Genomic DNA, 8,353 nt, shown 5'->3' with positions numbered 1-8,353 from the left:
AGGGGCGGCTATATAGGAGGCGCTGCCCGCCAATACTCCCATAAGCGCTGCGCTGCCTACCGATAAGCCGATCGCGGATCCGATCCAGACGCCCGACGCACCTCCGAGCAAGGGCATCATAACGGCAAACAGAAATAATTTGATGCCGTATCGCCCTATTTCAGGAAGCCGCGAGCCCGCGATGATTCCCATATTGAGCAGGAACAGCATCAATACGCTCGGATACAGGTCCACAAACAAGGGCTTGACCGCCTTGTAGCCCGGCTCTCCTGCCGCCAAGCCGATCAGCAGGCTTCCGAGCAGCAGCAGCACGCTTTTGCCAAACAGACTTTCCTTCAGCAACTCCTTATTCAGCAAAGGACGCCGCGGGACCGCCTGGACGAATCCCAAGCTGAGCGAAGTACGTTCGGATCGTGATCCTTTGTTTGCCGCCAACCGCAGTAGCAGCAAGGAAACGACGATAGCCGGACTCTCCATCATCACGAGCAGCGCATTCATATATCCGTCATACCCGATGCTCTGCTTCTCCAAATAAGAGATCGCCGCACCGTACGTCACGACGCTGACCGAGCCGTATGTGGCGGCTAAGGCAACGGCGTTATTCAGATCCATGCGCAAAAGTTTCCTCAGCACCAACACGACCGCGACCGGAATCATTGTGCCCAGCAGCAAGGCCCCGGTCATCGGACGGGCGAGCGTGGACAGCGAATAATTAGTCAGCTCGATTCCTCCTTTGAGGCCGATCGCGATCAGTAAATAAATGCTCAGCGCTTCGCTGAGACCGCTCGGAATTTTTAAATCGGACTTGAGCAAGGCCGCGCTCAATCCCAGCACGAAGAACAGCACGATTGGCGACAGAAGGTTACCGATTAGAATATCAAACATGGCGGAACATCCCTTTCCTCTCATTTCAAAAAAATAGCCGGCAATCGCGGGATTCCCCATCTCGATTACCGGCTTATCTGCAACGGAGCCCGCACGGGCTCTTTTGACCGATCTGCCTTGCGAATATGCGGTTAAAGCTTTACTCCAAATTGGCCGCGAGCATGAACACCATGATCCGTTCGCCGGTCCGCGTGCTGACATCGGTATGAAAGCTGATGACCTCCTCACCCGTCAGCTCCTCTAGCATCCGGCCCAGCTGCTCTCTTCCCGACTCTACCAAATCGGCCCTGATCCGCTTTACGGCTATCATGCCTTCCGCCGTTTCCGCCAGTTTCTGCTCAGCGGGAGTCAGTATACCCTTCAGTCCGACGATAACCATATTGCGCACGATGTCCGTTTTCACCACAACAGGTCCACGACCGAGATATTCCTTCTCCCACTGTGTTAACGCCCGGCTGATTTTATCTTCCAGCTCGCCTTTGGACTTTGCCTGAGACATTCCGATCCCTCCACAAAATAAAAATCGGTATTCTCATCCGGAGAATATCCGAATGAATATACCGATTTATCTTCATCGCAACTCGGACGCAGCCTTTGCCTCTTCACTCTGCCATTGTTCATAGCAGCTTGCTGAAGCCCCGTGTTGTCCGGTTTTTATGAAGATCATTCGCCTTTGTTTCATCTATTATACTGAATAGCCTGAATCGTTGTCAATATGAACTGACAGCGACAGGCCAAAGACATCCGCGGCCAATCTCGCAGGGGCTCGCAACGGACGACGAATCATCCCCGTGTCGAATCACTGCTCTGTCGTCGCTGCTGCCACTCCGTCTTCGACCTTGCGGCGCTCTTCCGTGCGTCTGCGGTCGCGTTCCAGAACCGGCTTCAAATATTGGCCGGTGTAGGAGCCTTTCGCCTTCATGACCGCCTCCGGCGAGCCGGTGGCGACGATCGTTCCGCCGCCGCTGCCCCCCTCCGGTCCGAGATCGATCAAATAGTCCGCCGTCTTGATCACATCCAGATTATGCTCGATAACGAGCACCGACTCGCCCGAATCGACCAGCCGGTGAAGCACATGCAGCAGCCGATCGATGTCGTCCACGTGCAGGCCCGTTGTCGGCTCGTCCAAAATATACAGCGTCTTGCCGGTGCTGCGGCGATATAGTTCGGCAGCCAGCTTCACGCGCTGCGCCTCGCCGCCGGACAGCGTCGTCGCCGGCTGTCCCATGTTCATATAGCCGAGGCCGACGTCAAGCAGCGTTTGCAGCTTCCGGTGAATTTTCGGAATGTTGCGGAAAAATTCAGTCGCGTCCTCGATCGTCATCCCCAGTACATCCGCAATGCTCTTGCCTTTGTATTTAACCTCAAGCGTCTCTCGATTGTAGCGTTTGCCCTTGCAGATTTCGCAAGGCACATAAACATCCGGCAGAAAGTGCATCTCGATCTTGATGATGCCGTCGCCCCTGCACGCCTCGCAGCGACCCCCCTTCACATTGAAGCTGAACCGGCCTTTCTTGTAGCCGCGCACCTTCGCCTCGTTCGTGTTGGCGAATACGTCGCGAATATCGTCGAAGACACCGGTATAGGTCGCCGGGTTGGAGCGCGGCGTTCGGCCGATCGGCGACTGGTCGATGTCGATGACCTTCTCCAGATGCTCCAACCCGCTCATTTCCTTATATTGGCCGGGTCTGATCTTGGCTCCGTTCAAATCGCGCGCAAGCGTCTTGTACAGAATCTCGTTTACAAGCGTCGACTTGCCTGATCCCGATACGCCGGTGATCGCGGTAAAAACACCGAGCGGGATTTTCACGTTAATTCCCCTCAGGTTGTTCTCCTTCGCCCCGCGAATTTCCAGCCAGCGGTCGTCCGTCGCCCTCCGGGCGAGCGGCACCGGTATAAACTTGCGGCCGCTCAAATATTGCCCGGTCAGCGAGTTGTCATCCTTCATGACTTCCTCGGGCGTACCGGCCGCGACGACCTTGCCGCCGTGCATGCCGGCGCCCGGACCGATATCGATAATATAATCGGCGGCCAGCATCGTGTCCTCGTCATGCTCGACGACGATCAGCGTGTTGCCAAGATCGCGCATATGCACCAATGTGCTGATCAGCCGGTCGTTGTCGCGCTGATGCAGACCGATACTCGGCTCATCCAGAATATACAGAACGCCCATCAGGCTCGAGCCGATCTGCGTTGCCAGCCGGATACGCTGCGCTTCGCCGCCGGACAGGGTGCCTGCAGCCCGGCTGAGCGTCAGGTATTGAAGTCCGACATTGACGAGGAAGCCCAAACGGCCGTTAATCTCCCGCAAAATCAAATGGGCGATCGTCCGGTCCCTCTCATTAAGCTCCAGCCCGTCGAAAAAAGTCTTCGCCTCGCCAATCGACAACGACGTCACATACGCCATATTTTGCTTGCCGACCGTTACGGCCAGGCTCTCTTTCTTCAGACGATGGCCCTTGCAGGTGCCGCAGGCCTTGGGGCTCATATAAGCCTCAATATATTCGCGAATGCCTTCGGAGGCTGTATCGCGGTATCGCCGCTCCAGATTATGCACGATGCCTTCGAACGGCACGTACGCTTCCTTCGATTGTCCGAAATCGTTCTGGTAACGGAACTTCACCCGCTCTCCGCCGGTTCCATACAGCAGCTTCTTCATCTGCTCGGCCGTAAGCTCCGCCACCGGAACGTTCGTCGGTATCTTGTAATGTTGGCAGACCGACTCCAGAAACTGCGGATAATAGTTCGACGTGCTGCCCGCCCAGGCCTCAAACGCCCCCTTCTCGATCGTACGGCGCAAGTCGGGAACAAGCAGGTCAGGGTCCACGATCATCTTCGCGCCTAGACCGTCGCATTCCGGGCAGGCGCCATAAGGGCTGTTGAACGAGAACATGCGCGGCGCGAGCTCGTCAATGCTGAATCCGCATACCGGACAGGCCAGGCTGGAGCTGAACAGCAGCTCCTCCTTGTCCATCACGTCTACAATCACCTGTCCATCGGACAGCTTGAGCGCCATCTCGAGCGAATCGGCGAGCCGCGACTCGACATCGCTCTTCACGACGATCCGGTCGACGACAACTTCAATGCTGTGCTTCTTGTTTTTCTCCAGTTCAATCTGCTCGCCGAGCTCGCGGATTTCACCGTTCACCCGCACCCGGACGAAGCCCTGCTTCTGCATATCGGCGAACACCTTCGTATGCTCGCCCTTCCGCCCCGAGACGACCGGCGCCAGAATCTGCAGCCGGGTCCGCTCCGGATATTCCATAATCCGGTCGACCATCTGCTCGACCGTCTGCGACGTGATCTCGATGCCATGCTCCGGACAATGGGGCTTGCCGATCCGGGCGAACAGCAGCCGCAAGTAGTCGTAAATCTCGGTCACCGTTCCGACGGTCGAGCGCGGGTTGCGGCTTGTCGTCTTCTGGTCGATGGAGATCGCCGGCGACAACCCTTCGATCGAATCGACGTCAGGCTTCTCCATCTGGCCGAGAAACTGCCGCGCATACGCGGACAGCGACTCGACATAACGGCGCTGACCCTCCGCATAGATCGTATCGAACGCCAGTGACGATTTGCCCGAGCCGCTCAGCCCGGTCAATACGACGAACTTGTCGCGCGGGATCGTGACGTCGATATTTTTGAGATTGTGGGCGCGAGCCCCTTTGATGACGATGTTCTCACTAGCCAAAACGGTCCCTCCCTGAATGTTGCCTTGCCTGCCTTATATTGCGACTCCCGCATTTATGCTCCGACTTCCGCCTTGAGCTCCAGCAGCGCGTCGCGCAGCTCGGCCGCCCGTTCGAATTGCAGACTTTTCGCCGCTTCCTTCATCTCGGCCTCCAGCCGCTGGATCAGCGATTGCTTCTCCTTCTTCGACATCTTGCCGTATTCGTTCGCCAGGTAATCCGCCTTCTGCTCAGCCACCTTCGTTGCCTCAATGACGTCATGCACTTTTTTGCGGATCGTCTGCGGCGTAATGCCGTGCTTCTCGTTGTAGGCGATCTGGATCTCGCGGCGGCGTTCCGTCTCGCGGATCGCCTTATCCATCGAATCCGTTATTTTGTCGCCGTACATGATGACGCGGCCTTCGCTGTTCCGCGCCGCCCGTCCGATCGTCTGGATAAGCGAACGCTCGGACCGCAGGAAGCCTTCCTTATCCGCGTCGAGAATGGCGACGAGCGACACCTCCGGCAGGTCAAGTCCTTCCCTGAGCAGGTTGATGCCGACGAGCACATGGAACGTGCCGACCCGCAGATCGCGAAGGATCGCCATCCGCTCCAGCGTCTTGATATCGGAATGCAGATAGCGGACTTTGATGCCGACCTCCTTGAGATAATCGGTCAGATCCTCCGCCATCTTTTTGGTGAGCGTCGTGACCAGCACCCTCTCGTCCTTGGCGATCCGGTCGCGGATTTCACCAAGCAGGTCGTCGATCTGGCCCTTCGTCTTCCGCACCTCAATGATCGGATCGAGCAGACCCGTCGGCCGGATAATTTGCTGGATCATCTCCGGCGTGTGCTCGATCTCGTAAGGTCCCGGAGTTGCCGATACATAAACGAGCTGGCCGGCTTTCTCCTCGAACTCCTCGAACCGGAGCGGACGGTTGTCCATCGCGGACGGCAGGCGGAAGCCATGGTTCACGAGCACTTCCTTGCGCGCCCGGTCGCCGTTGTACATCGCCCGGATCTGCGGCAGCGTAACATGCGACTCATCCACCACGATCAGCATGTCGTCCGGAAAATAATCCAGCAGCGTGTACGGCGTCGCTCCCCGCTCGCGGAACGTCAGCGGTCCCGAGTAGTTCTCGATGCCGGAGCAGAAGCCCATTTCCTGCATCATCTCGATGTCGTACCGCGTCCGCTGCTCCAGCCGCTGGGCTTCCAGCAGCTTGCCCTGCTCGCGCAGCTCGGCCAGCCGCTCCTCCAGCTCGCGCTCGATATTTTGCAAAGCGACCCGCATCGTATCCTGATGGGTAACGAAGTGGGACGCCGGGAAAATCGCGACATGGTCGCGTTCTCCGACGATCTCTCCTGTCAGCGTATCGATTTCCGTGATGCGCTCGATATCGTCGCCGAACAGCTCGACGCGGATGGCGCGCTCGTTGTTCGCTACCGGGAAAATCTCGATCACGTCGCCGCGCACGCGGAACGTGCCCCGCACGAAGTTGATGTCGTTGCGCTGATACTGGATGTCCACCAGCTTGTGCAAAATCGTGTTGCGCGGCTTCTCCATGCCGACCCGCAGCGACAGCACGAGATTCTTGTATTCCATCGGCGAACCGAGACCGTAAATGCACGACACGCTCGCGACGACAATAACGTCGCGGCGCTCGAAAAGCGAGCTGGTAGCGGAGTGCCTCAGCTTGTCGATCTCGTCGTTAATGCTGGAATCCTTCTCGATGTACGTGTCCGATGAAGGAATGTAGGCTTCAGGCTGATAGTAGTCATAATAGCTGACGAAATACGAAACCGCATTATTCGGAAAAAACTCCTGAAACTCGCTGCACAGCTGTGCGGCGAGCGTCTTGTTGTGCGCGATGACGAGCGTCGGACGGTTCAGCTCGGCGATCATGTTGGCGACCGTATAGGTTTTCCCCGTTCCCGTCGCCCCGAGGAGAGTCTGATGGCGTTTACCGCCCTTCACGCCTTCGACGAGCTGCTTGATCGCGGCCGGCTGATCGCCCTGCGGCTTATATTCGGACAGCAGCTCGAACATCCTTTCCTTCACTTCCAGTCCGTCTCCCATGCTGCATGGTTCACTCCCTTGCTCCAGCTTATCTATATATGCTTGTATACCCCATATTCCGGCTATGTTAGACGAAAAGGCATATCATAGGCTCATAATCGCAGAAATGAGAATAAACGTTCCCATGCTATTATAACCGATGACAAGCCGCCCACGCAATCGGGGGTTGTTTCCAACACCCGTTCGGCTTACGCCTCCATTATATAAGAAAAACCCTGACAGCATGCTGTCAGGGTTCCAATCGGGTCAAAGGATGTTATGCGGTTCGCAGAAACAATTATGGTGTTCCGCTTCATAGCCTCACCGACGATTTCCCGCGCTTGCGGACACCGCCGCCTTGCCGGATCAGGTCGAACAGCGACCGCGGAACGCCGCAAGTCACATGCATCGTTTTCTCGTCCGGGGCCAGAACGACGCCGAGCTGATGATGTTCGCCTTCGAACCGCGCGCGCCGCACGAACTTCAGCTGGCCTTCCAGGTTGAGCACCTCGAGCTTGCTGAAAGCGGAGTTTTCGAGCAGCCCCTCATAGAGATCCTCCTGCGAGCGGACCCGAATGCCGTTTACCTTGTGCAAAATCTCCCCGGCCTGTATGCCCATCTGGTCGGCCGGCGTTCCGGGAACGACGGCCAACACCCGCAATCCGCGGTCATCCTGTACATACAGCGGCGGTGTCTGCTCTTCCCTGCGCCGCTCGATCTGACACATCAGCTCGCGCAGCAACAGCGCGGCGACAGCAGCCACCGGCACGAAAGGCGGCCACCGGAGAGCGGCCATCGCCAGAGCCGCCGCAACCGCGCCCGACAGCAGCAGCTTAACGGAGGCGCGGTGCGCTTTCTCACGCGGCAGCAACGACGTGGTCAGACCGCTGAAGCCGATCATGACCGGCAGTCCCAGCATCGCCCAACCGTCCGCCCCCCCCGCCGCCAGCGGCGTCCAGGGCAACGCCATATCCGCAGTCCCCGAGGGAACGAGCAGCAGCAGCGGCACCGGCCAAAAAGTTTGCAGCTGGTAGCCGCCCACGAGCCGGCCGCGCTTGCCGTCGACAACCAGAGGCCCGGCGCCGTGCGGTCCCCGCCAGGCGACGAGCGCCGCTTCGGCCAGCTGCAGCAGTGACGCGATGAGCAACAATCCTGCCGCGTCCTGACCCTCCAGCGATGCGGCGAGCGGACCGTACCATTCGGACGAGCCGGCGAGCTCGAAACGGCCCAGCGCCCACTGAAGCAGCGCGACCAAGGCGGCGCCATAGATTATGCTCAGAAAGCGGATGCGGACCAGCATCAGCAGAAGCGAAGCGCCCCATAGCCAGTAAACCGCTTCACCGTTAAGCGATACGCCTGTCAGCAGCAAAGCGGCGGACACCACGATGCCTGCGGCAATACCGTACAGCATAGCCGGCCCCAGCAGCTTTGGCCAAAAGGTCAGACGCACGTAAAAAAGCCGGCGCTCCAGCCTCGTTTGTCTGGCAAGCATCATCCCGATCAATAATATGGAAATATAAGTAAAAGGTTGCAGCAGCAAGCGGCTTGCCGCCGCCCCCGCTTGCCGCAACAACTCCAGAGCTGCGTCCAATTGCGTCACTCCCATGCTGAAGGGTCATGAAAAAGGAAAAAAGGCCGTGCGCCTGCGCGCATACCGACCTTATATACATTCGACATACCGGACCGTTTCTCCTGCGCGGCGGCCTCGATCAAGGCGTCGGCAGGGCATCCGGCTTCTGCCGGC

Annotated in this window: 5 protein-coding genes; all 5 read right to left on the bottom strand. The window is 58.2% G+C overall.

Annotated features, from left to right (window positions below; all coding sequences use genetic code 11):
- A partial coding sequence (locus BG52_RS02380; RefSeq protein ID WP_036666785.1) for a sodium-dependent bicarbonate transport family permease occupies window positions 1–885 on the bottom strand: 885 nt, incomplete at its 3' end.
- A 139-nt stretch (window positions 886–1,024) separates the two neighbouring features.
- On the bottom strand, window positions 1,025–1,384 hold the full coding sequence (locus BG52_RS02375; RefSeq protein WP_036582022.1) for a Na-translocating system protein MpsC family protein: 360 nt from the start codon (window positions 1,382–1,384) through the stop codon (window positions 1,025–1,027).
- Window positions 1,385–1,684: 300 nt separating this feature from the next.
- On the bottom strand, window positions 1,685–4,573 hold the full coding sequence (gene uvrA, locus BG52_RS02370; protein WP_036582024.1) for an excinuclease ABC subunit UvrA: 2,889 nt from the start codon (window positions 4,571–4,573) through the stop codon (window positions 1,685–1,687).
- 53 nt (window positions 4,574–4,626) lie between these two features.
- On the bottom strand, window positions 4,627–6,630 hold the full coding sequence (gene uvrB / locus BG52_RS02365; protein ID WP_036582027.1) for an excinuclease ABC subunit UvrB: 2,004 nt from the start codon (window positions 6,628–6,630) through the stop codon (window positions 4,627–4,629).
- A 292-nt stretch (window positions 6,631–6,922) separates the two neighbouring features.
- Window positions 6,923–8,200, bottom strand: a complete 1,278-nt coding sequence (locus tag BG52_RS02360; RefSeq protein ID WP_036666784.1) for a PDZ domain-containing protein — start codon at window positions 8,198–8,200, stop codon at window positions 6,923–6,925.
- Window positions 8,201–8,353 lie beyond the last annotated feature (153 nt).

Source organism: Paenibacillus darwinianus, assembly GCF_000598065.1.
GTDB lineage: Bacteria > Bacillota > Bacilli > Paenibacillales > Paenibacillaceae > Paenibacillus_I > Paenibacillus_I darwinianus.
Note: the sequence above shows the minus strand (reverse complement) of the source record. Positions and strands in the feature narration are given on the sequence as shown.